This is a genomic window from Neisseria sp. P0022.S009 (assembly GCF_051956675.1).
GTDB lineage: Bacteria > Pseudomonadota > Gammaproteobacteria > Burkholderiales > Neisseriaceae > Neisseria.
In genome coordinates this window covers 310,012-335,980 of the sequence record NZ_JBQCXE010000001.1, presented here as the reverse complement: position 1 = coordinate 335,980, position 25,969 = coordinate 310,012, and the positions used below count along the sequence as shown (strand labels likewise).

Sequence of the window (25,969 nt, the reverse complement as noted above, 5' to 3'; positions counted from 1 at the left end):
TTTTTTCCAACGTTTTCAAGCGAAAAACAGAATGACCATGCAAGAACATTACCAGCCCGCCGCCATCGAGCCTGCGGCGCAGAAAAAATGGGACGACGAGCGTATTTTCAACGTCTCCGAAGACGCTTCCAAACCCAAATACTACTGCCTTTCCATGTTCCCCTACCCCAGCGGCAAGCTGCACATGGGGCATGTACGCAACTACACCATCGGCGACGTATTGAGCCGCTTCAAACTCTTAAACGGCTTCAACGTCATGCAGCCTATGGGTTGGGACGCGTTCGGCATGCCTGCGGAAAACGCGGCGATGAAAAACAATGTCGCCCCTGCCGCTTGGACGTACGACAACATCGAATACATGAAAACCCAGCTCAAAAGCCTGGGTTTTGCGATTGACTGGGAGCGCGAAGTCGCTACCTGCAAACCCGAATACTACCGCTGGGAACAATGGCTATTTACCAAGCTGTTTGAAAAAGGCATCGTCTACCGCAAAAACGGCACGGTAAACTGGGATCCGGTCGACCAAACCGTCCTTGCCAACGAGCAAGTCATCGACGGACGCGGCTGGCGTTCCGGCGCGTTGATCGAAAAACGCGAAATCCCGATGTATTACTTCAAAATCACGGATTACGCCGAAGAACTGCTCAACGACTTGGACGAACTGGAACACTGGCCTGAACAAGTCAAAACCATGCAGCGCAACTGGATCGGCAAATCTCGCGGCATGACCGTGCGCTTCGCCGTTTCAGACGACAGCAAACAAGGTTTGGAAGGCGATTACGCGAAATTCCTGCAAGTTTATACCACCCGTCCCGACACGCTGATGGGCGCGACTTATGTCGCCGTTGCCGCCGAGCATCCGCTGGCAACCGCCGCAGCCGCCGACAAACCCGAATTGCAGGCATTTATCGCCGAATGCAAAGCCGGCTCCGTTGCCGAAGCCGATATGGCGACGATGGAGAAAAAAGGCGTGCCGACCGGCCGCTACGTCATCAACCCGCTTAACGGCGACAAACTGGAAGTGTGGATTGCCAACTATGTATTGTGGGGCTACGGCGATGGCGCTGTGATGGCTGTTCCGGCGCACGACGAACGCGATTTCGAATTCGCGTGCAAATATGGTTTGCCGATTAAATGGGTTGTCAGCAATAAAGTGATTGATGGCGCGGTAGCACGATTACAAAAAATTGCGGCTAAAAATAACTTACCGTTTGATATTGAATATATTTTTGATTATTCAAAGAATCCAACGCAACGTTTTGCAGATAGAGTATTAGAACAAGTCAATAAGGCAGGCCTTGACGATGAACCGTATTTGAGTGAAATCTTCGGGGCATTGGAAACCATCAGATTAAATTGGAATATGCAGTTCCAAAACAATGAAGATAACTTCCTAGTAAACAGCAACGAATTCAACGGCATGAATTTTCAGACGGCATTCGACGCCATTGCCGCCAAGCTACAAAGCCAAGACGCAGGCGAACCGAAAACCCAATACCGCCTGCGCGACTGGGGTATTTCGCGCCAACGCTACTGGGGTTGCCCGATTCCTATCGTCCATTGCGAAAAATGCGGCGACGTACCCGTCCCTGCCGACCAACTGCCCGTCGTCTTGCCTGAAAACGTCGTACCCGACGGCATGGGTTCGCCGCTGGCAAAAATGCCAGAGTTTTACGAAACCACCTGCCCATGCTGCGGCGGCGCTGCAAAACGCGAAACCGACACCATGGACACCTTCATGGAATCGAGCTGGTATTTCTTCCGCTACATGTCGCCCAAGTTCGCAGAAGGCATGGTATCGACTGAAGCCGCGAAATACTGGGGCGCGGTCGACCAATACATCGGCGGTATCGAACACGCGATTCTGCACCTCCTGTACGCGCGTTTCTTCACCAAACTGATGCGCGACGAAGGCTTGGTCAATGTTGACGAACCGTTTGAACGCCTGCTGACGCAAGGCATGGTCGTTTGCGAAACCTACTACCGTGAAAACGACAAAGGCGGCAAAGACTGGATCAACCCTGCCGATGTCGAGCTGACTTTCGACGACAAAGGCCGCCCCGTTTCCGCCGTCCTCAAAGCAGACGGACTGCCAGTCGTTATCAGCGGCACGGAAAAAATGTCCAAGTCCAAAAACAACGGCGTCGATCCGCAAGAATTGATTAACGCCTACGGCGCGGACACCGCCCGCCTGTTTATGATGTTCGCCGCACCGCCCGAACAGTCCCTCGAGTGGAGCGACAGCGGCGTCGAAGGCGCGCACCGCTTCCTGCGTCGTCTGTGGCGTACCGTTTACGAATACCTGAAACAAGGCGGCGCGGTCAAAGCGTTTGCAGGCAGCCAAGACGGTTTATCTAAAGAACTCAAGGACCTGCGCCACAAACTGCATTCCACCATCGCCAAAGTCAGCGACGACTACGGCCGCCGCCAGCAGTTCAACACCGCCATCGCCGCCGTGATGGAACTGCTCAACCAATACGACAAAACCGACACCAACGGCGAACAAGGCCGAGCCGTCGCCCAAGAAGTATTGGAAGCTGTCGTACGCCTGCTGTGGCCCATCGTGCCGCACATCTGCGAAACCCTGTGGAGCGAATTGAACGGCGCGAAACTGTGGGAAACAGGCTGGCCGACAGTCGATGAGGCCGCCTTGGTTAAATCCGAAATCGAAGTCATGGTTCAAGTCAACGGCAAACTGCGCGGCAAAATCACCGTTGCCGCCGACGCCTCCAAAACCGACCTCGAAGCCGCCGCACTCGCTAACGAAGGCGCGGTGAAATTCATGGAAGGCAAGCCTGCGAAGAAAATCATCGTCGTTCCCGGACGTTTGGTGAATATCGTCGTCTAAACCGCTTTTAAGGTTTAGCCACACAGATAAAGGCCGTCTGAAAGTCAATCAAGCTTTCAGACGGCCTTTTATTTTTAAAACCGTTATTTCCTTGAATTGTAAGGTTTACCATTAAATTAAAGTTATTAAAGATATTTTTTGAACCATCGTATTCAAATGAAAACCTTAGCTTTGATAAAACCAAAGAACCGAATAAAGAAAGGCCGTCTGAAACCCTATATTCAGGTTTCAGACGGCCTTTTTATCTCCCCGATTTTATTCGCCGTAATAGGCTTTGGTCAGGATTTCTTCCATGTCGGCGACTAATGCCAGACGCGGGTTGGCCGGGGTGCATTGGTCTTCAAAAGACATCATGGCCAGCTCTTTTCTGCCGTCGAGGAAGGTTTTCTCATCGATGCCCTGCTCTTTAAACGACATTTTGATGCCGACGTTGACCGCCAGTTCATGACAGGCGCGGGCGAAGGATTCGACGCCTTCTGCCGGTGTGCTGCATGGCAGGCCTAAAGTACGGGCGATTTCCTGATATTTCAGGTCGGCTTTGTAGTAGTTGTACTTCGGCCAAGTGGCGGTTTTCTGCGGGCGCGTACCGTTGTAGCGGATGACGTGTGGCAGCAGGATGGCGTTGGCACGGCCGTGCGGAACGTGATATTTACCGCCGATTTTGTGTGCCATCGAGTGGTTGATGCCCAAGAACGCATTGGCAAACGCCATGCCTGCGATGGTGGAGGCGTTGTGCATATGCTCGCGCGCTTCTGGATCGGCCGCACCGTGTTTGTAGGAGCGTTCGAGGTATTGGAACACGAGCTTGATGGCTTGCAGGGCGAGGCCGTCTGTAAAGTCGTTCGCCAGTACGGAAACGTACGCTTCTACCGCGTGGGTCAATACGTCCAAACCGGTATCGGCGGTTACGCTTGCCGGTACGGTCATGGTAAACGCAGGATCGACAATCGAAATGGTTGGGGTCAGCGAGTAGTCGGCAATCGGATATTTTTTGTCGCCGTCGCTGATGACGGTAAACGGCGTCACTTCGGAGCCGGTACCCGATGTGGTAGGGATGCCGATAAATTTGGCTTTGCGGCCCAATTCAGGGAAGCGGAACGCGCGTTTGCGGATGTCCATGAATTTTTGCACCAAGTCTTCAAAGTCGACTTGCGGCTGCTCGTAGAAGAGCCACATGGCTTTGGCCGCGTCCATCGGCGAGCCGCCGCCCAGCGCGATGATGGTGTCGGGCTGGAAGCTGCGCATCAAATCCATGCCTTTATAGACGGTTTGGACGCTCGGATCGGCTTCGACATCGGTAAACAGCTGGATGGTCACTTTGTTTTTACGTTGGTGGAGCTGGTAGGTGATTTTATCGACAAAGCCCAGATCAACCATCGAACGGTCGGTCACAATCATGACTTTTTCGCAGTCTTTCATGTCTTGCAGATATTGGATGGAATCGCGTTCAAAATAGATTTTGGCGGGCACTTTGAACCATTGCATGTTGTTTCTCCGACGGCCTACTTTTTTGATGTTTAACAGATTGACTGCGCTGACGTTGCCGCCGACGGCGTTTTTACCGTAAGAGCCGCAACCGAGGGTCAGAGAAGGCAGGAAGGCATTGTACACGTCGCCGATGCCGCCGAAGGTGGAAGGCGAATTCCAAATCACGCGCAGCGCTTTGACGCGGGAGCCGAACGTTTTGACCAATTCTTCATCGGCGGTATGGATGGCGGCGGAGTGTCCCAAGCCGTCAAAGGCAACCATTTCTTCGGCGAACTTCAAGCCTTGTTCGGTCGAATCTGCCTTAATCATGGCCAAAACAGGCGAAAGTTTTTCGCGGGTCAGCGGCTCGTTCGGACCGACTTCACGGCATTCGGCGATGATTATGTTGGTTTTTTCAGGCACTTTAAACCCGGCCTGCTCGGCAATCCATGCCGCCGGTTTGCCCACTACCGCAGAATTGAGTTTCGCGCCGCCGCAGCTGGCGCAATTCGCCGTTACGCCGAAGATAAACTCTTCGAGCATGGCTTTTTCTTTTTTGTTGGCAAAGTACACGCCGTAGGATTTGAACTCTTCGGCCAACTCTTTGTAAATCTCTTTATCGGCAATCACCGCTTGCTCGCTGGCGCACACCATGCCGTTGTCGAAAGATTTCGACATCACAATATCGTGCGCCACCTGTTTGATGTCCGCCGTTTTTTCAACATAAGCAGGTACGTTGCCCGCCCCGACGCCGAGCGCAGGTTTGCCGCAAGAATACGCGGCTTCCACCATCGCATTGCCGCCGGTCGCCAAAATCGTTGCCACGCCCGGATGCTTCATTAGTGCGGAAGTGCCTTCCATAGACGGCTTTTCAATCCACTGGATACAGTTTTCCGGCGCACCGGCCGCAATCGCCGCATCACGCACGATACGCGCGGCATGGGCGGAACACTGCTGGGCGGACGGGTGGAACGAGAAAATAATCGGATTGCGGGTTTTCAGTGCAATCAGGGATTTGAAAATGGTGGTGGAAGTCGGATTGGTCGTCGGCACGATACCGCAAACCACGCCGACCGGATCGGCAATTTCAGTAATACCGGTTACATCGTTTTCGCTGATGACGCCCACGGTTTTCAAATCGCGCAGGCGGCGCACGACGTTTTCGCAGGCAAACAGGTTTTTCGTCGCCTTATCCTCAAATACACCGCGTCCCGTTTCTTCGACCGCGTGCATGGCGAGTACACCATGTTTGTCCAGCGCGGCGATAGAGGCTTTGGCAACAATAAAGTCAATCTGCTCCTGATCGAGCTTAAGAAACTCGTCCAATGCCCGTAAACCCTTGTCAACCAGGCTGTTTACCTCGGCTACGGCTGGGCTGACGACGTTGTCGGCTGATGCGTTCATGGTGTATCTCCTTAATAAAAGGTGGCAATAAGGTCAATAAATTTTCACTACGATAACTATAGGTAATTTAGTTACATTTTGCTTTGACCTACATCACAAACCATGATTGAACTTTTCAGACGGCCATTTTATCGTTTATTCATTTTAATTCTTTGAAGTATAATATTTTTATCCACACGAAAACAAAGACGGTTATTCTTCGTCGCTTTCCTCGATAATTAAGATAAAAACAGAAAATCGATGTATTAAAATTACATACTCGAAATAAAACAAAGGCCGTCTGAAATCTTTTTCAGACGGCCTTTGATTTATGTATGCCTTTTATTGGCTGATGTCCTCCAGCGTACGGCCTTTGGTTTCTTCACCCAATACCAAGATTACCGCCACAATCAGCAGCATAACCAGGGCAAACATCATAAAGATATTGCCGAAGCCGCCGCTGTTGCCCACCATCGCCGCCACCACCATGGGCGCGAGTATGCCGCCGACGCGGCCGATGGCGCCTGCCCAGCCGGATGCGAAGGCACGGAAGCGCAAAGGGTAGAGTTCGGGGGTGTAGGTGTACAAAACACCCCATGCGCCCAAGTTGAAGAAGGACATCAGGCTGCCCCAGACCATGACTTCGGCCGCAGTGGTGCTTTGCCCGAAAAACCATGCGCACGCGGCGCAAGCGGCCAGAAAGCCTGCCAGTGTTGCTTTGCGGCCGATTCTCTCCACCAAAGCCGCGGCGGCTATATAGCCGGGCAGTTGCGCAACAATCATCACCAACACATATTCAAAGGTTTTTACCACGGTATTGCCCTGCTCGACCAGCAATTTGGGCAACCAAGTGAAAATGCCGTAATACGAAAACACGATGCCGAACCAAACCAGCCACAGCATCAGTGTGCGCCGTGCAAACGGATGTTGCCAAAGTTGGAAGAAGCGGATGCGTTCGCGCGGGGCGGCCGGTGCGGCAACGGCTTCTATCGGCGGCGTGATGCCCGATTGAATTTCCAGCGCGGATACCAAATGGTGCGCTTCGTCGGTTTTGCCACGGGAAAGCAGGTAAGGCACGGATTCGGGAACGAATTTCAACACCAACGGCACATAAAACAGGGGCAAGGCGCCGAATAAAAACGCGCTGTGCCAGCCGGTTTGCGGAATAAAGAAATAAGACACCAGCGCGGCCGAGAGCCAGCCCAAGCCCCAAAAGCTTTCCAGTAATACAATAAAACGGCCGCGAACTTTCGGTGGCGCATATTCGCTGACCAGCGACACGGCGACGGGCAGTTGGCCGCCCAAGCCGACGCCGACAAAAAAGCGGCACACCAGCAAAACCGTCAAATCAGGCGCGAGCGCGCACAAACCTGTGGCAATGCTGTACACCACCATCGTACCGGCAAAAACGGTTTTCCGTCCGAACCTGTCCGCCAGCCAGCCGCTGAATACCGCACCCAGAGCCATGCCGACAAAGGCAATGCTGACAATCCAACCCAACTGTGCCGGAGCCAGCGCCCAATCTTTGCCCAAAGCCGGCAATACAAACGACACCAAACCGGTATCCATGGCATCAAACAGCCAACCTATGCCGACCAAAACCAGAAGTTTGTAATGAAAGCGGGAGGGCGGCAGATTGTGCAGCCGCGTCAGAATATCCATCACTTCTTTCCTTTGTTTGTGTATGATTGAATTGGGTTTTATCAATAAATGCTTTAATTTCAGTGACAAACCTAAAACCAAAACATTGTGTCGATTTTAACATTGGTACCCTATGCAAAAAATGGGAAGCGCGTGTTTTTTGGCTATTTTTATCGCCAAAACCGCACGCCATATTAAAACGCTGAAAAGGGTTCACGGCAGGCCGTCTGAAACCGATGGTCCTTTTTCAGACGGCCTGCCGTTTTTTGCAAAGGCTTCATGCTTGGGTTATGATGTTTATTTGTAATATGTAAACAGACGATTGCCTATTTTTACATAACAGGCCGTCTGAACAACGGAGAACGATATGAATGCGGTTGTAATTGCGGTCATCATCATGCTGGCGCTGTCTTTATCGCGCGTGCATGTGGTGCTCAGCTTGGCTGTCGGCGCGTTTGTCGGCGGCTTGGTGGCCGGTATGCCTTTGGAGAATGTAACCAACGCGGCCGGCGATGTGGTGCAGCAAGGGATTATTCCTGTTTTTAACGAAGGCCTGAAAGGCGGGGCGCAAATCGCGCTGTCTTATGCCATGCTCGGCGCATTTGCCATGGCCATCACGCATTCCGGCCTGCCGCAACAGCTCGCCGGCGTGATTATCCGCAAGCTCAACGGCGGCGAAGGCAATGCGAAAGGCGAAGGCGCGGTCAAATGGTTACTGTTGGCGATTATTTTGTGCATGGGCGTGATGAGCCAAAACGTTGTGCCGATTCATATCGCGTTTATCCCGATGATTATTCCGCCGCTGCTGTTGGTGTTCAACCGTTTGAAACTCGACCGCCGCCTGGTGGCCTGCGTGATTACGTTTGGCTTGGTAACGACTTATATGTTCCTGCCTTACGGTTTCGGCGCCATCTTCTTGAACGACATCATGTTGGGCAATATCCGCTCGGCAGGCATGGACACCGGCGGCATCAATGTGATGCACGCAATGGCGATTCCGGCTTTGGGCATGGTCTCCGGTTTGCTGCTGGCCTTTTTGCACTACCGCAAGCCGCGCATTTATCAAAACAACGCCGCCGATACGGAAGACAATCGTGAAGCGGTGCAGCAGCAAGAGCCGTCAACCTATCGCAGCTTGGTAGCGGCCGTGGCAATTGCCGTGTGCTTTGCCATCCAGCTTTTGTATGAAAACTCGTTGGTATTGGGCGCGATGTTGGGCTTTGCCGTGTTTATGATGTTGGGCGTGATGAACCGCTCCGCCGCCAGCGATGTGTTCGGCGAAGGCATTAAAATGATGGCGATGGTCGGCTTTATTATGATTGCGGCACAAGGTTTCGCCGCCGTCATGAACGCGACCGGCGACATTCAGCCTTTGGTCGAACGCAGCATGGCTTTGTTCGGAAGCAATAAAGGCATGGCCGCCTTTACCATGCTGTTTGTCGGCCTGCTGGTAACCATGGGCATCGGCTCGTCTTTCTCCACCTTGCCGATTATTACCGCGATTTATGTGCCTTTATGCATCAGCTTAGGTTTCTCCCCAATGGCTACCGTGGCCATCGTCGGCACGGCAGGCGCACTGGGCGATGCGGGCTCCCCTGCTTCCGACTCAACGCTCGGCCCGACCATGGGTTTGAACGCCGACGGTCAGCACGACCACATCCGCGATTCGGTTATCCCGACCTTTATCCACTACAATATCCCGCTGATGGTTGCCGGCTGGATTGCCGCGATGGTGCTGTAATATGAGCGATATTCAGGAATTGGAACACCGCGTCACCGAGCTGGAAATTCAGACGGCCTTGCAGGAAGACTTAATCGGCAGCTTGAACGACACCATCGCCAAGATGCAGCAGGCTTTGGATTTGCAGCAAGGCCAATTGCGGCTGCTGTATCAACGGATGCAGGACAAAGGCGCAAACGGCGAACGCGAACCGTACAGCCTGCGCGACGAGATTCCGCCGCATTATTGATAACCTAAAAAAAGGGCGTGTTGGATACATGCCCTTTTCTTTCATAGCAAAGGCCGTCTGAAAGTCAATCAAGCTTTCAGACGGCCTTTTAAACAATCCAACCTTACAAACAAGCCAATTCGTTGGCCATTTGCTGCTCGACGGTTTCACGTTGGCGGATAAGTTTGTATCCGCTGCCGTCAACCAATACTTCCGCCGCACGGTTGCGCGTGTTGTAGTTGCTCGCCATGCTTGAACCATACGCACCGGCGCTGCGGATAAGCAGTAAATCCCCTTCTTCGCAGGCGATGGTGCGGTCTTTGCCGAGGAAGTCGCCGGTTTCGCAAATCGGGCCGACGATATTGGCCGTCAGAGGCTCAATGTCTTTGGTTTCGACCGCTTCGATGTGATGATAGGCGTCATAAAGCGCCGGACGCATCAAATCGTTCATCGCCGCATCGACCATCACAAAGTTTTTCTCTTCGCCATATTTGACGAACTCGACGTGCGTCAACAACGCACCGGCATTACCAACCAAGCTGCGGCCAGGCTCGAGAACCAGTTTCAGACGGCGTGTACCGATCAGTTTTTGAACTTCTTTGGCATACGCACCCAAATCAGGCACATTTTCGTCTTGGTAAACAATGCCGACACCGCCGCCCAAGTCCAAGTGTTCCAACACAATGCCTTCGTCTGCCAGTTGGTCGACCAAGGCCAAGATACGTTCGCAGGCTTCGATGAGCGGGCTGAGGTCGGTCAATTGCGAGCCGATATGGCAGTCGATACCGATGATTTTCAAATGGCTTTGTCGGGAAGCATGACGATAGGCCTCAAGCGCATCGGCATAGGCAATACCGAATTTGTTGGCTTTCAAACCGGTGGAGATATAAGGATGGGTTTTGGCATCGACATCAGGATTGACGCGCAGGGAAACCGGAGCGACCTTACCCAAACGCGCGGCAACTTTCTGAATACGGTCGATTTCGGGAATGCTTTCCATATTGAAGCATTTCACGCCTACATTCAGCGCAAACTCAATTTCTGCTTCACTCTTACCCACACCGGAAAAAATCGTTTTCGCCGCATCGCCACCTGCCGCTAAAACACGCGCCAACTCACCGCCGGACACAATGTCAAAACCGCTCCCCAAAGAAGCAAAGTGTTTGATGATGCTCAGGTTGCCATTGGCTTTAACTGCATAGCAGACAAGCGGGTTCAAAGCAGCAAACGCGGTTTGGTAGTTTTCAAACGCCTCGGTCAGCGCAGATTTGCTGTACACATAAAGCGGCGTGCCGAATTCCTCGGCAAGGTGGGAATAAGGGATTTGTTCGCAGGATAAGGTCATGTTTGTGAAGTCTTTTTTTAATCGTTGGTTTGAGTGGTCGGCTCTTTGGCCGTATCGAATTTCAAGCCGGTCTGAATCACGCCGAAGCGCGCCTTGTCGCCTTCTCTGGGCAGGTAGAGGTCGCCTTTGTAGCCGCAGGCAGAGAGCAGCAGAGCTGTTGCCGCTGCAAAAAATACGCCGTATTTCATCAGTAAAACTTTCTTCATCATTACGAATGTGGCAAGATTCGGTATCTTAAACAAAAACCACACAAAAAGCCATGATGACCGAAAGCGAATTCATCCACCTGAGCGAAGAATTGTTTGAACACATTGAAGATCAAATCGATGAAAACGGCTGGGATTTCGACTGCCAGTTTGCCGGAAACGTCCTGACCATCGAAGCCGAAGACGGCACGCAAATCATCGTCAACCGCCACACGCCCAACCAAGAATTGTGGATTGCCGCCAAAAGCGGCGGCTACCATTTCGCCGAGCAAAACGGCAAATGGCTGGCAACACGCGACGGACGGGATTTCTACGATGTTTTGAACGAAGCACTGAGCGCGGCTTCAGGAGAAGCAGTCAATATTGCCGAATTGTGATTTAATTTTTACCATAAAAGATTGTTACCCAATGGCACAATTACCTCTGTATCGGACTGCCGAAATCAAAGATTTTACTGTCGGCACGCCTCAAATTTTGGAATCATTTTTCGAGCATATCCCTTATGGTGTTGTCTTTGAAGATGATGGCAACACAGGTTACTTCTATGCCGCTTCGCAAGACGGGATTCTAGATGCCTTACACATCTACAATGTCGAAGATGTATCCGACAAACATATCCCCAATCATATTTTGATCTTATGGGACGAAGCCTGCACCATAGCCGCATTGTGCATTAATGATTACATCCATGCTGTATTTGATTTTGTCGAACAGGCAGGATATTGCCGCAACGGTTTCCCTGAAGCACACGGAGAATGGCTGAAAGTCAAAGACCGCCTGTTGGACGATCAATTACTGAACAAACTCCTATCTAGAAAACCCATATAAACCACCCAAAAGGATACCCCAATGCCCCTACTAGACAGTTTCAAAGTTGACCACACCCGTATGCACGCCCCTGCCGTACGCGTGGCCAAAACCATGACCACGCCCAAAGGCGACACCATTACCGTATTTGACCTGCGTTTTTGCATTCCCAACAAAGAAATCCTGCCCGAAAAAGGCATTCACACGCTGGAGCATTTGTTCGCCGGCTTTATGCGCGACCACTTAAACGGCAACGGCGTCGAAATCATCGACATTTCCCCGATGGGCTGCCGCACTGGTTTCTACATGAGCCTCATCGGTACGCCCGACGAGCAAAAAGTGGCCGACGCATGGCTCGCTTCGATGCAGGATGTTTTGACCGTCCAAGACCAAAGCAAAATCCCCGAGTTGAACGAATACCAATGCGGTACCTACTTGATGCACTCGCTTGCCGAAGCGCACGAAATCGCCCAAAACGTTTTGGCACGCAAAGTAGCCGTCAATAAAAACGAAGAGCTGACATTGGACGAAAGCCTGTTGAACGCTTAATACGCGATGACAACGAAGGCCGTCTGAAACTTTAAGAGAAAGAAAATTTCAGACGGCCTAAGACCTTTTATTTCGATTTTCAACCTTTCAGCCGCAGTTTTACACCGCCTAAAAATAAGTTGGCGGTTGCTGACAATGTACATAGTATAATTGCACTTTGAAAAAACAACCTGATTCTATTGCCTTTATGAAACCGTTTTTCTGCAAAACCGCTATTGCCCTCAGCCTGACCTTCCCTGCCGCCGCCAACGCTGCCGAGTATGTCTGCAATGTTGAAGGCATCACTGTTTACGCATCACACCCACTCAACAATACCTGCCGCACAGTTGACACAAACAACACCGTGGAAAGCAGCGTTGCTGCAGAACCAAACGTATTCACCGAATCCGAAACAGCAAGCAGTAAAACTGTTACAATTCCAAGCGACACGCCGGTTTTAAAAACAGTACAGACAACGGAATTCAAAGCTACCGCCGCTGACTACATCAATACCCCCCGTGTAACGCCTGCCGTACAAACCCCTGTTATAGCTGTTCGAAATGAAAACGGTATCCCTGCACCTATTTCCATTCCGATGGCACAAACTCGACAAGCTGTGCCAGCAAATAAAACCATTGCAAACAGCGTAATTGTTCCCAACAATACGCCTGCTTTGGAAATATCAGCCGTTGCAAAACCTGAAAACTATGTTGTTGATACTGCTACCCACAACACAACTTCTGCCGTACAAACGCAGACAACTGCCGTTCAAGAGGACAACACTATTGTTCCTCCAATGCTCGCCGCGCAAACCCAACCTACCGTTGCAACCGACAAAGCCATTGCAGACGGCGTAATCGTTCCCAACAATACACCTACTCTGGAAGCGCCGCCCACAATAAAAGCCGAAGACTATGTTGCCGACACTACTGTCCGCAATACAACTCCTGTCGCCCCTGCCCAACCTACTGCTTCTACCGAAAAAACTGTTTCAGACGGCCTCGCCATTCTTAATGAAACAACAGTTGATCAACCTATCGTACCTGCAATTCAAATCCCACAAGAGATTGTTCAAAATCCTACTGTTCAGCCGCAAATTTCAGCTAGCCAAAATAGCCATGCGGTAACAACTCAAGATGAAGCGCTCGATAAAACACCAGCCAAAGCTGAGACTAAGCGCAAAGGCAAAACTTATGCCAAAACATCTTCTCGACGCAAAGCCAAGTTCAGCCGCAGCAAAGCCGACAAGACTGACGTTGTTCATTCATCTGAAGAACAAGCTGCCAAACCAATTACCACGACTTCATCCGAACCAAGCACACCGGCAACCTCTACTCCGGCAGAGCATGGTAAAACCACAGCCCCTACACCTTTCCCTAAAGCATACAAACCGGCAGCCGACATTTTGCTGGATAAAGGAAATAACGACAGCGATATTAAAATTCTGCCGAACGTACCGATTACCAGCGTAACCAACACAGCCGAAGCCGCCAATCCGCGTCTGAATATTATTTTGCGCAACCGCCCGGGCAAATCACGCGCTTCATCATACAGCAAATATAAAGCCCCTGTGATCCGCACTGCCCCTGTGGTTACGCCGGCACCTAAGCCAAGTCCTAAGGAAACCCGCAAACAAATATTGCAGACCGAAGTACGCAACGAACAGGCCGCTATTACCCGCCTTCAAACACAGCTGAATGCAGCCAAACAAAAAGGCGACCAAATTAAAATCCAACAGCTGACCCGTACCATCAATGCCCGTAAAGCGAATATCCGTGCGATTCAAGGCGAGATGTCCCGTTGATTGATTGTGATGAAAAAGGCCGTCTGAAAGTTTTTCAGACGGCCTTTTTAATGACGTAAACTTTTTTATTCAACAGACAAATACTTTCGCTAAAATCATTTGCCGATCACGCTAAAGTACATTTCTTCACATCACTACCCTCGCACGCCATCACTTTTTCTATCCAGTCGGCGATATCTTGCCAATAATATTGCGGCTTTTCAGACGGCCTCTCAGGCTGCATTCCTTCATCATTCAACACAACGGGAACACCCTGTTCTACACCGACTTCAAGCAGAATCCAGACGCTGCCTTCATGGGTATCGGCATGTGCTGCTTGATGCTCATATGTCCAGCCAACCGCAGCTTGACCGCCATTTTGCAAAGACTGCATCGCCAGTAATAATGGGTGAAAGCAGGTATCCATATTATTGTCGGCAGCAACAACCAAAGTTGCACCATGCGTGCCTAACGCTTGCGCGGCATGAAAAACGGGGGAATTGTGCAGATTGGCAATGAAGTCAAACGGCATCGCGGCGTGATGGTTCAATACATTATCCGCCATTTTTTCAAACACGGATGGCGAAGAAAACGGCGTACCGAGAAAAACAGCGCAATCAGAACGGATTTCGCTTTGTTCCTTCAGTTGCCCTGCGCCAAGCGCGGCAATCAAACTCAAGCGGCTGAGGCGGCGGGTATCTATATCGCTTTGCTGCTTTAAGGTTTGTTTGAGGATTTTACCGCCGGTGTCGACGTCCGTATCAAAACGCACGGCGGCGGTAATGCGGATATGAGGATTTACAGTTGCCATTGCCATACCAAAGATGTGTTGCTGCCGCCAAAGCCAAACTGATTGGCCAAACAGAAAAAGCCGCCTTTTGGTAAAGCCGCGTACTCGGAAAAACGAATTTCCCGCCCCTGATAATCGCTGCTTTTGCCTTGTTTTAAAGCGGATAAAAGCAGGGCTGTTTCAAGGGCTGCCGTTGCGCCAAGCGTGTGTCCGATTTGCGGTTTGAACGCCATCAAAGGCGGCAGCGTACCGAATATATTTTCCAGCGCGGCCAATTCGGCGGCATCGCTGTCAGCCGTGCCGATGCCGTGTGTTTTAACGGCTGCAATGTTTTCAGGAGCGATGCCTGCAATATCCAAAGCGCGTCGCATCACTTGCTCCTGCGCTTGTCCATCGCTTTGAATCAGGTCATTGCCTGTATTGGCGGCGTGTCCGATAAGTTTCAGACGGCCTGAAGAAAATTTAGGAGCAGCGGAAGATAAGGCAAGTGCGGCAACACCTTCGCCTAAAATCAAACCGTTTCCGCCAAAAGGCTGATAGTGTTCGGCCAGCAAACCCAAGCTGTGAAAATGCAGCAAAGTCAGCCGGTTGAGGTTTTCAATACCAAGTACAAAGGCACGCTCCATCCCGCCGCGCAAACAATTATCCGCCTGAATGAGCGCATGGGCGGATGAAGTACAGGCAGTAGCGAAACTGAAAATCTGCCGATTGCCGCTGCGCCGGCGCAGATCTTCGGCGAGATAAAGCAGACTGTGTTCTTCTTCCGCCCTATTGCCTGCAAGATAGCGGTTTTCATATTCGGAGATGGCATAGGAGCTGGAACCGATAAACACCGGCGCATCGTGCCAGCTTTCAGACGGCCAGCCTGCATTTTCGGCGGCTCGGCGCAAATGTTGTTCGGCAATATCCGCAAATTCCTTCCGCCCCAAACTGTCGCCGGCGAATGCACGAAAATAAGCAGCCTGCTGCGGCTGGTTTAAAAACATATAAGATACCGCGTCAGGCCGTCTGAAATCCGTTTGCGGATTCAAGGCAGACGTGGCCGCCGTACCGCAAACCCAACTCACGCGCCATGCTCCGCGCGGATAAACGCCGCCAAATCGCGTACGCACATCATATGTTTGCGCACCATACGGTCGCCCTGCAGGCGCACTTGAAAATACTGTTGCAAGGCAACGCTGATTTGCAGCGCATCAAGCGAATCCAAACCGACCGGACTGTCATCGCCAAACAAAAGCGCATCGTCGGTGAAATCATCCATATCCACATCGTCGGCCTTATCGGCCTCTTGCACGATTAACTTTTTCAATTCCGCTTCCAGCTCGTGCTCGGCCAGCGTAAAGGTGTAAGACATTTTCAAACTCCCATTTTTATCTCATGACGCAACAGCTTGTTTGAGAGAAACTCGCTACGCTCGTTTTAGCGAAACTCGCTACGCTCGTTTTCAGACGGCCTGAACTTTATGCAAAATCGCCCCAAAGCGTCTGCATGGCGGCAATGGCCGCAAGTGAGGCGGTTTCGGTACGCAACACCCGTTTGCCAAGCGTAACGGATTGAAAACCGGCATCAAATGCCTGCTGCTCTTCCTTCTCCGTCCAGCCGCCTTCTGGGCCGACCATAAACACGACTTTGCCGGATTGCGGCCGAACATCGCTTAGCTTTTGAGCGCGGTTCAAGCTCATTAACAGTTTGGCCGTTTCCTGCGGCAACTGTTGCAGAGCCTGCGCATAAGTCACCAGCGGCAAAACCTTCGGCACAATATTGCGGCCGCTTTGTTCACACGCCGAAACGACGATTTCCTGCCAACGCGCCACCCGCTTTTCAGCGCGCTCGCCGCTTAAGCGCACGACACAGCGTTCGCTGATGACCGGGCGAATTTCCGTCACGCCCAATTCCACGCTTTTTTGCAAAGTGAAATCCATGCGCTCTGCGGCGGATACCGCCTGCACCAACGTAATGTTCAGCGGCGACTCGTTGTCCGTTGTCTCTTCACGCAAAATCCGCACGCTGGCGCGGCGTTTTTCCAAAACTTCGGGCAAAGCCGGATATGACTTGCCATTGCCGTTGAACAACACGATTTCTTCCGTATTTTTCACGCGCAATACATTCAGATGGCGCACCACATTATCGGGCAATTCGACCACGCTGTCGGGGCTTAAGGCAAAATCAACATAAAATCGGGGCATGGTTTCCTGCTTTATTCATGTATATAATTTAAATTTAAAATTTCATGAATGAAGTTGAAACACAGCGATATGCTCCTGCCTGCTTTCGCTTTCATCCACTATAATTTGAAAACTTCCCGAATTTTAATCCACTGTCGCGCAAAACTGCAAAAAACAAGGATATGCCGTGCTATACCGTTTACAGAAAGTCGTCCGCCACATCGCCCAAACCGAAGTCATGCCGCGTTTTCTGAATACGCCGTCACGACGCAAGGAAGACGGTTCGGTTTTGAGTGAAGCAGATTTGGCCGCACAAACTGCTTTTGCCGCCGCCCTGCCCTTATTGGAAGATTGTCCGATGTTGGGCGAGGAGATGAGCGTTCAGGAGCAAACCCATTTATGGAACGAACATTCAGACGGCCTGTGGATTGTCGACCCCATCGACGGCACAAACAACTTCGTCAACGGTTTGCCGCATTTTGCCGTATCCGTCGCACTGGTTAAAAACGGGCGCACCGAGTTGGGCGTGATTTACAATCCGGTCAGCGGCGAATGTTTCTACGCCGAACGCGGCAAAGGCGCATTTCTCAACGGTACGCCGCTGCCGCTGCGTTCGGTAGAAAAAAAACTCAGCGAATCCATTGCCGGCGTAGAAATCAAATACCTGCGCTCGGGCAAACTCGCCAGCCGCATGAACACCCTCGCCCCATTCGGTACAATCCGCAGCATGGGCAGCAGCACGCTCGATTGGTGCTACCTTGCCAGCGGCCGCTACGATATTTACATCCACGGCGGTCAAAAGCTGTGGGACTACGCTGCCGGCGCATTGATTTTTGAAGAAGCCGGCGGCTGCCTGACCACTTTGGAAGGCGATGATTTCTGGAGTGGCGAGCACGTTTTCAAGCGTTCCGTCATCGCCGCTTTGCAACCCGAGCTGTTCAAACAATGGGTGAAATGGATTCGCGAAAATCAGTAAAAATACCGTTTATCTTCAAAAAATCACGATTATCTTGCAACTTATTGAAATTATTTCACTTCTTAACAGCATTTAATACTAAAAACGGTAAAATATTAATCGCTGACACAACACCGCTCTTTCATCCCTTTTGGGCGGTGCAGCAAGTAAGACGTTTTCCCGCAATGTATTGGCCATTCATACTTCTCCCTTAGTATGAATGGTTTTTTTTATCTGCAAAAACAGCTCAGGCCGTCTGAATGTTCAGACGGCCTGTTTACATGACTATTTGAAAAACTGTCCGCAACACGCCTTAAACTTTTTGCCCGAACCGCACAAACAAGGCTGTTTCATCGTCGGCAAAGCAACGGTTGGATCAATAAAGTACCAACGTCCGTCTATTTTCACGAACGCCGACAACTCATGATGGCACTCGGTTTGCCCATTCTCCTCAAAATACGCCTCAAACTCGACCAAAGCATGCAGCTTGCCAAACGGCACATGACGGATAACCTTCAATCCCGACCACTGCGTCTGCTGACTCCATGCCGCCAAATCCTGCTTGTCCAACAAATTCTGCTGTGCAGGGACGGTCGTGTCCACGATATAGTCGATTTCCTGCAAAACATACGCACTGTAACGCGAGCGCATCAACTCTTCCGCCGTCGAAGCCGCCGCCTCACACGCATGAAACGGTGCGCAACATTCCGCATAAACGCGCCCCGACTGACAAGGGCAAAGTGTAGCCGTCATTCCTAATTACCCAAATAAATCTATTTCAAAATTATAACGCAAACCCGACTCAGGCCGTCTGAAAACGAGCGCAGCGAGTTTCGCCAAAATAAACGCAACAATCTGATATAATGCGCCTTTTCGATTTTGATTATCCATATGACCATTCCCGTCCAAAGCATCAGCCGCCTGTTGCCGCAAACCCAATGCCGCGAGTGCGGCTATGAAGGCTGCTTACCCTATGCGCGCGCCCTGTCCGCAGGAGAAGCGCCGATAAACCTGTGCGCGCCGGGTGGGGAAACCGTCATGAAAGACCTGGCCGACCTGTTGGGCAAGCCCTACCTCGCGCCGGCAAAAACACAAATCAAAGCCGTGGCCCTGATTGACGAATCCGCCTGTATCGGCTGTACCACCTGCATCCGCGCCTGTCCTGTCGATGCCATTATGGGCGCGTCCAAACTGATGCACACCGTCATCAGCGACGAATGCACCGGCTGCGGCTTATGCGTTACCCCCTGCCCCGTCGACTGCATCGACATGGTTCCCGTATCGCAGCCCTTCCTGCCGTCCGCACGCCGTTTCAGCACCTCTGCCGAACTGCGCTTTGCCGCCGCCGAACACGCACAAAGCCGTTTTGAACGCCATACCGCGCGCAAACAGCGCGACGATGCCGAACGCAAAGCCCTGCTGGCGCAACGCGAAGCCGCCGTCAAAGCCAAACAGGCCGCACAGGCACAAACCCAAACAGCCGCACCAAGCGCCGCATTCAACCCCATGGATTTGATTGCCAAAGCCATGGCCAAAGCGCAATCGCAACAGGACAAACTCGTCTCCTCCGACAACCGCGAAGACTTCAAAGCGCGCCAAATCGAAGAAGCCAAAGAACGCGCCGAAGTGCGCCGCGCTCAACGTGATGCCAAATACGGCAACGAAACCGAAAAAGCCGCCGCCATCGAATTTCTGCGCCGCCACAAAGCCGAGCAGGAAGCGGCCAAAGAAGCCCACTGATTTCCAAAACAACAAACCTATTCCGACCACTTCAGGCCGTCTGAAAACATTGCACGAAAACCAATAACTTTATGACCACACAAGAATTTCCACACCAGCATACCGCCCATTGCGAAAGCGGTGTGATGTCCACTCTGCTCAAATACCATGGCCACAATTTAGACGAAGCCATGATTTTCGGCATTGCCCACGCACTGACGTTTGTCTGGATGCCGCTGATCAAATTAAACGGCATGCCGCTGGTTTCCTACCGTACCGCGCCGCGCAGCATCATCAAAAACACCTGCAAAGCATTGGGGCTGAAATTATCCGTCCGCAAATTTTCCGACGCACAAAGCGGACAAGCCGCATTGGATGCCGCACTGTCTTCAGGCAAACTGGCCGGTTTGCAAACCTCCGTCTTCTGGCTGCCCTACTTCCCGCCGCAAATGCGCTTCCATTTCAACGCACACAATCTTTTAGTATACGGAAAAGACGGCAACGACTACCTCATCAGCGACCCCGTATTTGAAACCGTACAACGCTGCGCCGCCGAAGATTTGCAACGGGCGCGCTTTGCCAAAGGCGTATTGGCGGCAAAAGGCATGATGTACACCTTGGAAGACAACAGGCCGTCTGAACAAATCATGGCAGACTTGCCCGCCATTATCCGCAAAGCCATACGCAAAAACGCCAAACACATGCTCGCGCCGGTCTTTTTCATCGGTGTCAAAGGCATCCGCACACTAGCCAAAAAAATCGAATCCCTGCCCGCCAAACAAAATGAGAAATACCAAAAACTGTTTCTCGGCCATTTGGTGCGGATGCAGGAAGAAATCGGCACCGGCGGCGCAGGTTTCCGCTATATCTACGCCTACTTCCTCGAACAAGCCGCCCATATCTGCAACGAACCTACGTTTCAGACGGCCTCGGAACAAATGACCTCCATCGGCGACCAATGGCGTCAATTCGCAGCCATGTGCGTGAAGCAATGCAAAAAACCGTCCGAAAACGGCTGCCGCAACATCGCCGAATTTCTGCGCAAAATTGCGGATGATGAAGAAGCGTTGTGGCGGGGATTATTGAAATAATCAGGATTTATTCGATCCAGCTTAATCTACCGTAAATTATTTTGACATTCAGGCCGTCTGAAAACTAAAAGAAATTAAAAATGCGTTACCTAGCTACTGTCTTATTCTTGTGTTCCGCCTTAACCCATGCCGCGCCGCCGGATGGCTTTGCCTTGGTGCATGATGCCGACGGACACACCAACTTACGCGAACGCCCCGATTTGAAAGCCAAAGTCTTGGCAAAAATCCCTAACGGCACACCGTTGGAATGTATAGAAGAACTCAGCGAAAACAAATCGGACTTCTGTTTTGCTCAGCTACAACAAGCAAGCGCCGACAATTCCGGCTTTATCCATTACAGCCGTCTGATCTTTCCCGCCTCCGACAAAAACTTCGTCCGCCTGCGCGAACAATCCGGTCATGACGATACACTAACTTTGTCCGGCAATGGACAAACGGTACACATCGCTGCCCGCCGCATCCATCCAAAACGCAGCAACTTCTCGGGCATCAGCAAAGACAAATACACCGCGCGTCTCTATCAAGGAAAACCGTATTATGGTATCGACTCTATGATTCCCAAAAGCGTGTTCGCGCTTGAGCGTATCACGCTAAACGGTCAAGCAGTTCCCACTGCCGAACTGCAAGGACTGTTCTCGCCCGATTTTGCCACCACCGCACGCGGCAGCAATGTATATCAAGGCTGGGAAGCCTATTACCGCGGCAATGATAAGACGCTTTATCTGTTCGGCAGACAAGGTTCGGACGGCAATCCTTTCAGCGTTTGCTTTATATTTAAGGACGGCAAATTCCAGCGCCGTTATTTATGGGGTGCGGCGATTTAAATATCGCTCGAAAAGGTCGTCTGAAAACTCAAAGAAAATGATAAAAATGCGTTACTTAGCCACACTCCTATTATTGTGTTCCGCCTTAACCCATGCCGCGCCGCCGGACGGCTTTGCCTTAGTTCATGATGCCGACGGACACACCAACTTGCGCAAAAGACCCGATTTGAATGCCAAAGTTTTGGCAAAAATTCCCAACGGCACGCCGTTGGAATGTGTAGGCGAAGCCAGCAAAGACAATCCGAATTTCTGTACCGCGAAGTTGCAACAGACAGCAATCGGCGATTACGGCTTTATCCACCGCAGCCGCCTGATATTTCCCGCCTCCGACAAAAACTTCGCCACCCTGCGTGAACACTTCGATCGCGACGACACACTGACTTTGTCCGGCAACGGTCAAACGGTACACATCGCCGCCCGCCGTATCCATCCCAAACGCAGCGACTTTTCAGGCACAGCCCCCAATAGTGACACCGCGCCTCTCTATCGGGGCAAACCGTTTTACGGTACAGACGGTTCCATTCCAAAAAGCGTATTTGCCATAGAACAGATTACGCTGAACGGTCAAGCAGTTCCCGCTGCCGAACTGCAAGGGCTGTTCTTGCCCGATTTTGCCGCTACTGCACGCAGCAGCAATGCGTATGATGGCTGGGAAGCCTATTACCGCCGTACCGACAAGATGCTTTATCTGTTTAATTCGGTGAATAATGATGCCGGTTCTTTCGATATGTGTTTCGTATTTAAAGACAGCAAATTCCAACGCCGTTATGTGTGGGCTGCATCACTATGAATATTCATTAAAGGGCAATTTGGAAACCATGATTCAAATCCAATCCCTCTCCCACCGTTATCCCAAGGCCGAAACTGCCGCACTGGACAATGTGTCGTTCGACATTGCAGACGGCGAATGTTTGGGGCTGCTCGGCCACAACGGTGCGGGGAAAACGACGCTGATGTCGCTTTTAGCTGGCTTGCAGGAAGTACGGCAGGGCGAAATTTTGTTTGACGGCAAGCCGTTGCACCTGTTGAGCCGCAGCGAGCGGCAGAAAATCGGTTTGGTGCCGCAGGATTTCGCGTTTTATCCGCAGCTTTCGGTGTGGGACAACCTGCTATTTTTCTCCTCGCTTTACAAAGTGCGCGACAAAAGCCGTCTGAATGCGCTTCTAGAACAGACCGACCTGACCGCCCACAAAAACAAAGCGGCGAAGCATCTTTCGGGCGGGCTTAAACGCCGTCTGAATTTTGCCATCGGTCTGATTAACACGCCGCAACTGGTGTTCCTCGACGAAATCACGGTCGGCATCGACCCGCAGTCGCGCCGCTTTATCCTCGACAGCGTGGCGGATTTGACGCGGCAGGGGGTAACGGTGGTTTACACCTCGCACTATCTGTCGGAAATCGAGCAGCTTTGCGGCAAAATCGCGCTGCTGCAACACGGTAAACTGGTGTATCACGGCGGTTTGGACGAGCTTTTAAGTACGCAAACCGGTGTCGTGCGTTTTACCGTCGAACCGCCGCTGCCGCCTCAAACGCTGACCGCTTTGGGTGCCAAGCAAGTGGACAGCCGCGGCATGATGGAAACGACACACGATGCCGCTGCCGTTTACGCCGCCCTGCAACAAAGCGGCGCGCAAATCCGCTACTTCCAGCAGGGACACGGTTCGCTGGAAACGTTTTACCTCGATTTCCTGCGCAAAGACGAACCGGCAACAGATAAGCAAAATCCACAATGACGACTTCCTCCCTCCTCAAAGAACTCAAACTGCTCTGCCGCGACCTGCACGGTTTGGCAGTGTTATTTGTGATGCCCATCGCCTTCATGCTGATTATGTCGTTGGCGCTGAGCCGCGACCAAGATCCGCACACCGACAGCCGTATCGCGCTGGTTGGCATAGCAAACGACAGTATCAATACCGCGCTGACCGCCGCGTTGGAAAAAGAGCAGATTCATGTTACGCTGATGCCGTCTGAAAAACTGACCGACGCGCAAAACGGCCTGCACGACAAACGTTTCCAACTGGTGCTGCACAACCCGAACCCCGCTTCCGGCAAAATCGCCGACGACAAAGCCCTGCAAATCTATGTACCGCCCGATACCGAGCCTTCATGGCTGGCGGCTGTCAAAGGCGTTTTGCAGCAGCACTATACCGAAACACGCTTGGACGCTTATTTCGACAACAACGACGGCATCAAAATCGACAATAAAAAACTGCCCCGCGCCATCCGCAAAGACATCCAGAAAAAAGTGGATGAAAAAAACGACGAACAATTCGCCGCCGTGCGCAGCTTTTTAGATAAAAAAATGCTGGAAGAGCATTACCTGAGTGCAGGCAGCGGCACGGTGGAAAAACCCAACGCCGTACAGCACAGCGTCCCTGCATGGCTGATTTTCGGTATGTTTTTCATTATGATACCGCTGTCGAACGTCATGGCATTAGAACGCCAGACCAACACCATTACCCGCCTGCGTCTCGCCCGCGCTTCCGCGTCCGGCCTGATTGCCGCCAAACTCGTCCCCTATTTTCTGATTAACCAGCTTCAGTTTGTCGGAATGCTGCTGCTCGGCCGCTACCTTCTGCCCGAAATCGGCGTGCCCGCCCTCATACTCAATGGCAGCCTTGTTCCCTACGCGTTGCTGTCCGCTGCCGTCAGTGCCGCCGCCCTTGGCTACGCGCTGTTAATCAGCGTCTGCGCCAAATCTACCGAACACGCCGTCGTACTCGGCGGCGGCGGCATTATCCTGATGGCGGCAATCGGCGGCATTATGGTGCCCGCACACGTCATGCCCGAAACCATGCAGCAACTCACTTGGATTTCCCCAATGGCTTGGGGCTTGAAGGCTTTTCAAGAATTGCTGCTCAACCGCAGCGGACTGGACGGAATCGACCGTTATCTGCTTTTACTGTCTGCGTTCTCTTTTGCCACGCTGACTGCTGCCGTATTGGTTTATCGTAGGCAGTTGCAGACGCAGGTAAGGTTTTAAACGTTTGTCTGCCCTAAGTAGAAAGCTTATTTCTCAAAAACATTCCTATAAAAAACTTCAGGCCGTCTGAAAGATATTTTCAGACGGCCTGATGCTTGATGCGCTATGGATTGTCTCAATAATAAAATATGCTCAATAAAATCCCAAAATCCAAACGTAAAAAAACCTACTTTTTTCAAAGTAGGTTTTCATATTTGGTGGGTCGTGAGCGATTCGAACGCTCGACCAACGGATTAAAAGTCCGCTGCTCTACCGACTGAGCTAACGACCCGATAAGCTGTGCATTATAGAGATGGGGTACACAGCTGTCAACACCTTTTTTAAATTTTTTTATTCGACAACGATTTTCGGGAAGCGGCTGCTGAAGTCTTTACCTTTATCGGCAATGGCCAGTGCAATTTGGAAGGCGGCTTCGGTGTAGATGTCGGCGATGGTTTGGTTGTTTTCAAACAAGGCCGAAGATGTGCCGCTATCCATAGCTTCGCGTACAGGCAGGCTTAATGGAAGTTGGCCAAGCAACGGTACATTCAAACGCTCTGCCAAGTTTTTGCCGCCTTCTGCGCCGAAGATTGCTTCGGCATGGCCGCAGTTGGTGCAAATATGGACAGACATGTTTTCTAAAACGCCCAAAATCGGGATATTGACTTTGTTGAACATATCCACGGCTTTGCGTGCATCAATCAGGGCGATGTCTTGTGGCGTGGTGACGACAACGGAGCCGGTCACGGGGATTTTTTGCGACAGGGTCAATTGGATATCGCCGGTACCGGGCGGCAGGTCGATGAAGAGATAATCGACATTGTCCCACTCGCTTTGGAACATAAGCTGTTGCAAGGCTTGGCTGACCATCGGGCCGCGCCAAACGACGGCTTGGTCGGTATCGACCAGGAAACCGATGGACATCACTTGAATGCCGCTTTCGGCTTCAACGGGAATGAGTTTTTTGTTTTGTTGGTCGGGTTTGCGGTCTTGTACGCCGAGCATGGTGGGCTGGCTTGGGCCGTACAGGTCGGCATCGAGTACGCCGACGCGCGCGCCCATTCTGGCCATTGCGGTGGCAAGGTTGGCTGTGGTCGTTGATTTGCCGACGCCGCCTTTGCCCGATGCAACGGCGATAATGTTTTTCACGCCTTTGATGGTTGCTACGCCGGGTTGAACTTTATGCGTACCGATTTCGGTATCGATACTCAAGTGAATGTGGGTATCGCCGGTATGCGAAATGACGGCTTCTTGAACGGCATTGGCAATGTCTGCGGCAATATGGGCAACTGGGAACGCGAATTTCAGGCCGATATGCAGGCCGTCTGAACGCTCTTCAAGGAGTGTAACGGCTTTTTCGCTGCCTAAGGTGCGCATTGTGTGGGGAATCAATACGGCATCGAGTGCGGTTCGGATGGCTGGGATATTCATAATCTGCCTCTTGAATGTGGGAAATTGTTTATGTGCGCGATTTGTCGTGCGACAAATCTGCCGAATTATACCCTT

25 protein-coding genes and 1 tRNA gene are annotated in these 25,969 nt (G+C 51.7%); 15 read left to right on the top strand and 11 right to left on the bottom strand.

Translation table 11 applies throughout. The features are described from left to right. Positions 1 to 37 precede the first annotated feature (37 nt). Positions 38 to 2,848 carry a leucine--tRNA ligase gene (leuS, locus tag ACTHUG_RS01630; RefSeq protein WP_440386012.1) on the top strand — a complete coding sequence of 937 codons (2,811 nt, stop codon included), beginning with the start codon at positions 38 to 40 and terminating at the stop codon, positions 2,846 to 2,848. A gap of 255 nt (positions 2,849 to 3,103) precedes the next feature. Here leuS and adhE read toward each other — a convergent pair whose 3' ends face one another. After that, entirely contained in the window at positions 3,104 to 5,719 is a 2,616-nt protein-coding gene (gene adhE / locus ACTHUG_RS01625) for a bifunctional acetaldehyde-CoA/alcohol dehydrogenase (RefSeq protein ID WP_440386011.1), read from the bottom strand. A gap of 321 nt (positions 5,720 to 6,040) precedes the next feature. Further along, positions 6,041 to 7,360 carry an MFS transporter gene (locus ACTHUG_RS01620; protein ID WP_440386010.1) on the bottom strand — a complete coding sequence of 440 codons (1,320 nt, stop codon included), beginning with the start codon at positions 7,358 to 7,360 and terminating at the stop codon, positions 6,041 to 6,043. 112 nt (positions 7,361 to 7,472) lie between these two features. Between ACTHUG_RS01620 and ACTHUG_RS01615 the strand changes: the two genes are divergently transcribed. From ACTHUG_RS01615 to ACTHUG_RS01605, 3 genes are read left to right on the top strand one after another with little or no spacing between them, the layout of a single operon-like run. Further along, positions 7,473 to 7,646, top strand: a complete 174-nt coding sequence (locus ACTHUG_RS01615) for a hypothetical protein (RefSeq protein ID WP_159069369.1) — start codon at positions 7,473 to 7,475, stop codon at positions 7,644 to 7,646. Between the two features lie 60 nt (positions 7,647 to 7,706). Continuing rightward, on the top strand, positions 7,707 to 9,080 hold the full coding sequence (locus ACTHUG_RS01610; protein ID WP_254345313.1) for a Na+/H+ antiporter family protein: 1,374 nt from the start codon (positions 7,707 to 7,709) through the stop codon (positions 9,078 to 9,080). Position 9,081: 1 nt separating this feature from the next. Continuing rightward, positions 9,082 to 9,309, top strand: coding sequence for a SlyX family protein (locus ACTHUG_RS01605; protein WP_004518924.1), 228 nt, complete (start codon positions 9,082 to 9,084; stop codon positions 9,307 to 9,309). Between the two features lie 103 nt (positions 9,310 to 9,412). Here the strand turns inward: ACTHUG_RS01605 and lysA are convergent, their stop codons facing one another. Together lysA and lptM are read right to left on the bottom strand one after the other, a co-directional pair. Beyond that, on the bottom strand, positions 9,413 to 10,633 hold the full coding sequence (gene lysA / locus ACTHUG_RS01600; RefSeq protein ID WP_440386009.1) for a diaminopimelate decarboxylase: 1,221 nt from the start codon (positions 10,631 to 10,633) through the stop codon (positions 9,413 to 9,415). A gap of 17 nt (positions 10,634 to 10,650) precedes the next feature. Then, complete coding sequence (gene lptM, locus ACTHUG_RS01595) at positions 10,651 to 10,842, bottom strand: LPS translocon maturation chaperone LptM (protein WP_434061407.1); 192 nt, start codon at positions 10,840 to 10,842, stop codon at positions 10,651 to 10,653. Positions 10,843 to 10,892: 50 nt separating this feature from the next. On the opposite strand from lptM, the gene cyaY reads away from it, so the two are divergent. The 4 genes from cyaY to ACTHUG_RS01575 all read left to right on the top strand — a co-directional run bounded on the left by cyaY (position 10,893) and on the right by ACTHUG_RS01575 (position 13,978). Continuing rightward, positions 10,893 to 11,216 carry an iron donor protein CyaY gene (gene cyaY / locus ACTHUG_RS01590; protein ID WP_440386008.1) on the top strand — a complete coding sequence of 108 codons (324 nt, stop codon included), beginning with the start codon at positions 10,893 to 10,895 and terminating at the stop codon, positions 11,214 to 11,216. A 31-nt stretch (positions 11,217 to 11,247) separates the two neighbouring features. After that, positions 11,248 to 11,667 carry a DUF2251 domain-containing protein gene (locus ACTHUG_RS01585; protein ID WP_314059153.1) on the top strand — a complete coding sequence of 140 codons (420 nt, stop codon included), beginning with the start codon at positions 11,248 to 11,250 and terminating at the stop codon, positions 11,665 to 11,667. Positions 11,668 to 11,688: 21 nt separating this feature from the next. Further along, positions 11,689 to 12,195: an S-ribosylhomocysteine lyase gene (gene luxS / locus ACTHUG_RS01580; RefSeq protein ID WP_004518928.1), complete on the top strand. Its 507-nt coding sequence runs from the start codon at positions 11,689 to 11,691 to the stop codon at positions 12,193 to 12,195. A gap of 187 nt (positions 12,196 to 12,382) precedes the next feature. After that, the gene (locus ACTHUG_RS01575) at positions 12,383 to 13,978 is read left to right on the top strand and encodes a hypothetical protein (RefSeq protein ID WP_440418729.1); all 1,596 of its coding nucleotides are present in this window, start codon (positions 12,383 to 12,385) and stop codon (positions 13,976 to 13,978) included. 106 nt (positions 13,979 to 14,084) lie between these two features. Here ACTHUG_RS01575 and ACTHUG_RS01570 read toward each other — a convergent pair whose 3' ends face one another. The 4 genes from ACTHUG_RS01570 to ACTHUG_RS01555 form a co-directional block, all read right to left on the bottom strand. Continuing rightward, on the bottom strand, positions 14,085 to 14,774 hold the full coding sequence (locus tag ACTHUG_RS01570; protein ID WP_440386006.1) for a hypothetical protein: 690 nt from the start codon (positions 14,772 to 14,774) through the stop codon (positions 14,085 to 14,087). Continuing rightward, positions 14,756 to 15,814 carry a beta-ketoacyl synthase N-terminal-like domain-containing protein gene (locus ACTHUG_RS01565; RefSeq protein WP_440386150.1) on the bottom strand — a complete coding sequence of 353 codons (1,059 nt, stop codon included), beginning with the start codon at positions 15,812 to 15,814 and terminating at the stop codon, positions 14,756 to 14,758. The genes ACTHUG_RS01570 and ACTHUG_RS01565 overlap by 19 nt, the downstream gene beginning before the upstream one ends. Then, positions 15,811 to 16,101, bottom strand: a complete 291-nt coding sequence (locus ACTHUG_RS01560; RefSeq protein WP_003748215.1) for an acyl carrier protein — start codon at positions 16,099 to 16,101, stop codon at positions 15,811 to 15,813. Before ACTHUG_RS01560 ends, ACTHUG_RS01565 begins: the two co-directional genes overlap by 4 nt. A 106-nt stretch (positions 16,102 to 16,207) precedes the next feature. Next, positions 16,208 to 16,933, bottom strand: a complete 726-nt coding sequence (locus tag ACTHUG_RS01555; RefSeq protein WP_440386005.1) for a 16S rRNA (uracil(1498)-N(3))-methyltransferase — start codon at positions 16,931 to 16,933, stop codon at positions 16,208 to 16,210. A gap of 166 nt (positions 16,934 to 17,099) precedes the next feature. On the opposite strand from ACTHUG_RS01555, the gene ACTHUG_RS01550 reads away from it, so the two are divergent. Further along, positions 17,100 to 17,888, top strand: a complete 789-nt coding sequence (locus tag ACTHUG_RS01550) for an inositol monophosphatase family protein (RefSeq protein ID WP_440386004.1) — start codon at positions 17,100 to 17,102, stop codon at positions 17,886 to 17,888. Between the two features lie 264 nt (positions 17,889 to 18,152). On the opposite strand, the gene ACTHUG_RS01545 is transcribed toward ACTHUG_RS01550, so the two are convergent. Continuing rightward, a complete protein-coding gene (locus ACTHUG_RS01545; protein WP_440386003.1) occupies positions 18,153 to 18,620 on the bottom strand; it encodes a YchJ family protein in 468 nt (155 codons plus the stop codon). 138 nt (positions 18,621 to 18,758) lie between these two features. Here ACTHUG_RS01545 and ACTHUG_RS01540 point away from each other — a divergent pair, with 138 nt between their 5' ends. From ACTHUG_RS01540 to ACTHUG_RS01515, 6 genes are all read left to right on the top strand, one after another. Beyond that, complete coding sequence (locus ACTHUG_RS01540; protein ID WP_440386002.1) at positions 18,759 to 19,607, top strand: RnfABCDGE type electron transport complex subunit B; 849 nt, start codon at positions 18,759 to 18,761, stop codon at positions 19,605 to 19,607. A gap of 71 nt (positions 19,608 to 19,678) precedes the next feature. Continuing rightward, positions 19,679 to 20,677, top strand: coding sequence for a BtrH N-terminal domain-containing protein (locus ACTHUG_RS01535; RefSeq protein WP_440386001.1), 999 nt, complete (start codon positions 19,679 to 19,681; stop codon positions 20,675 to 20,677). 80 nt (positions 20,678 to 20,757) lie between these two features. Next, complete coding sequence (locus ACTHUG_RS01530; protein ID WP_440386000.1) at positions 20,758 to 21,501, top strand: SH3 domain-containing protein; 744 nt, start codon at positions 20,758 to 20,760, stop codon at positions 21,499 to 21,501. A gap of 46 nt (positions 21,502 to 21,547) precedes the next feature. Further along, positions 21,548 to 22,291 (top strand): SH3 domain-containing protein, encoded by a 744-nt coding sequence (locus ACTHUG_RS01525; protein ID WP_440385999.1) that lies wholly within the window; start codon positions 21,548 to 21,550, stop codon positions 22,289 to 22,291. A 28-nt stretch (positions 22,292 to 22,319) separates the two neighbouring features. After that, positions 22,320 to 23,234: an ABC transporter ATP-binding protein gene (locus ACTHUG_RS01520; RefSeq protein ID WP_440385998.1), complete on the top strand. Its 915-nt coding sequence runs from the start codon at positions 22,320 to 22,322 to the stop codon at positions 23,232 to 23,234. Further along, positions 23,231 to 24,484 (top strand): ABC transporter permease, encoded by a 1,254-nt coding sequence (locus tag ACTHUG_RS01515; RefSeq protein WP_440385997.1) that lies wholly within the window; start codon positions 23,231 to 23,233, stop codon positions 24,482 to 24,484. Before ACTHUG_RS01520 ends, ACTHUG_RS01515 begins: the two co-directional genes overlap by 4 nt. Before the next feature lie 195 nt (positions 24,485 to 24,679). Here ACTHUG_RS01515 and ACTHUG_RS01510 read toward each other — a convergent pair. Further along, a tRNA-Lys gene (locus ACTHUG_RS01510) sits at positions 24,680 to 24,755 on the bottom strand. A gap of 59 nt (positions 24,756 to 24,814) precedes the next feature. Then, complete coding sequence (apbC, locus tag ACTHUG_RS01505) at positions 24,815 to 25,894, bottom strand: iron-sulfur cluster carrier protein ApbC (protein ID WP_070459640.1); 1,080 nt, start codon at positions 25,892 to 25,894, stop codon at positions 24,815 to 24,817. Positions 25,895 to 25,969 lie beyond the last annotated feature (75 nt).